The following is a 1,657-nucleotide window of genomic DNA, read 5'->3' as shown; positions in this document are numbered from 1 at the left end:
GTATAAGAGACAGTGACCCCGGTGGGGCGCGGGCGGGAGATCCGGTCGGCGCGGAACGTCCGCCAGGCGCCGCGGTCGGCGTCGTAGGCGACCAGGTACCAGCGGCGCCCGGCCGTGACCAGCCCGTAGGGCTCGGCGTGCCGGCCGGTTTCGGCGCCGCCGGCGTCGCGGTAGGCGAACCGGACGCGTTCGCGGTCGCGGCACGCGGCGGCCAGGACGGTGAGGGTCTCGGGGTCGACGGCGGGCCCGGCGGGCGGGCCGGTCAGCGGGGTCGTGGCGGTGTGCAGCGCGGTGACGCGGCGCCGCAGCCGGGACGGCAGGACCTGTTCGAGTTTGGCCAGGGCCCGCACGGACGCCTCCCCGATGCCCTCGACCGCTCCGCCGGCGGCGGCGCGGAGCCCGACGGCGATCGCGACGGCCTCCTCGTCGTCCAGCAGCAGCGGCGGCATCGCCGTCCCGGCCTCCAGCCCGTACCCGCCGGCGGCGCCGGGGGTGGCGTGCACGGGGTAGCCGAGCTCGCGGAGCCGGTCGACGTCGCGGCGGACGGTGCGGACGCTGACGCCGAGCCGTCCCGCCAGTTCCGGGCCCGGCCATTCGCGCCGGGCCTGCAGCAGCGACAGCAGCCGCAGCAGCCGAGCCGAGGACATGATCCCAGTATGCGCGGCAATGAGGACATTGACTGGCCGCGTTCCGCCCGGCCGCGGGTGGGGGCGATGAGTTCGGGCGCCGCGCGCGGTCTGCATCTGCGACACCCGCGACCGAAGGAGGACGACGATGACCGACCGTGAGCCCGCCGAGGCCCGCAATCTCGACATCTACGGCGGCGGTGAGCTGGCGTGGGGCGCCGTGCGCGACGCGCTGACCGCGGCGCTGCCGAAGATGGAGACGCCGGTGTTCCTGGGCACGGCCCGCCCCGACGGCCGTCCGCACGCGGCGGGCGTCGGCGCGCAGTGGTACGAGGGCGACCTGTACTTCACCAGCGGGCCCGGCACCCGCAAGTCCCGCGACCTGGCGGCGAACCCGGCGTGCACGTTCTCGATCCGGACGGCGGTCGCGGACGTGGTGCTGGAGGGCCAGGCGCAGCGCGTCACCGACCCGGCGGTGCTGGAGCCGATCGCCGCCGGGTACCGGGAGGGCGGCTGGCCGGCGCAGGTGGACGGCGACGGGCTGACGGCGCCGTTCAGCGCGCAGAGCGCGGGCCCGCCGCCGTGGCATGTGTACCGGTTCACCTTCCACACCGTCGTCGCGGTCGGCATCACCGAGCCGTTCGGCGCGACCCGCTGGCGCTTCGCCTGACCCTTTCGCCGGGCGGCGCCGGCCGGCGGGGTCGACTTTGGTCTACCGGGCGTGGCCGTTCGGGCGATTCCCGGGCGTCCGGCGGCCCGGAGACTGGGGGCATGACTCGGGGTATCTCGCTGAGCGGCGCGCCCGCGGGCCGCTGGAGGCTCGACCACGACGGCCGCCGCCTGGAGGTGGAGACCGCGCGCGCCGGGTGGAACCGGACCGTGCGGCTGTTCGTGGACGGTGAACCCGCCGGGGACGCCGCGACCGACTGGCTGAAGGCGTCGCTGCCGTACGGGGGCAGGAGCGTCGAGGTCGTGTTCGACGCCGTCGGCCTGGTCGACGGGCAGGCGTCCCGCTGCGCCCTGGTCCCGCC

Annotated in this window: 3 protein-coding genes; 2 read left to right on the top strand and 1 reads right to left on the bottom strand. The window is 76.5% G+C overall.

What is annotated here, in order from left to right; translation table 11 throughout:
* The coding region (locus E1287_RS43105; protein WP_131971908.1) for a YafY family protein at nucleotides 1-647 on the bottom strand (647 nt) is incomplete at its 3' end.
* Between the two features lie 127 nt (nucleotides 648-774).
* Here E1287_RS43105 and E1287_RS43100 point away from each other — a divergent pair.
* Together E1287_RS43100 and E1287_RS43095 are read left to right on the top strand one after the other, a co-directional pair.
* Complete coding sequence (locus tag E1287_RS43100; RefSeq protein ID WP_131971906.1) at nucleotides 775-1,296, top strand: pyridoxamine 5'-phosphate oxidase family protein; 522 nt, start codon at nucleotides 775-777, stop codon at nucleotides 1,294-1,296.
* A gap of 101 nt (nucleotides 1,297-1,397) precedes the next feature.
* Nucleotides 1,398-1,657: hypothetical protein (locus E1287_RS43095; protein WP_131971904.1), on the top strand; the 260-nt coding region annotated here is incomplete at its 3' end.

Source organism: Actinomadura sp. KC06 (assembly GCF_004348735.1).
Classification (GTDB): domain Bacteria; phylum Actinomycetota; class Actinomycetes; order Streptosporangiales; family Streptosporangiaceae; genus Spirillospora.
The sequence above is the reverse complement of the archived record's forward strand: the minus strand, read 5'-3'. Positions and strand labels throughout refer to the sequence as shown.

Bases quoted from the DNA above. Each gene is read 5' to 3' on its own strand.
- E1287_RS43100 (WP_131971906.1), top strand. From the start codon at position 775: ATGACCGACCGTGAGCCCGCCGAGGCCCGCAATCTCGACATCTACGGC.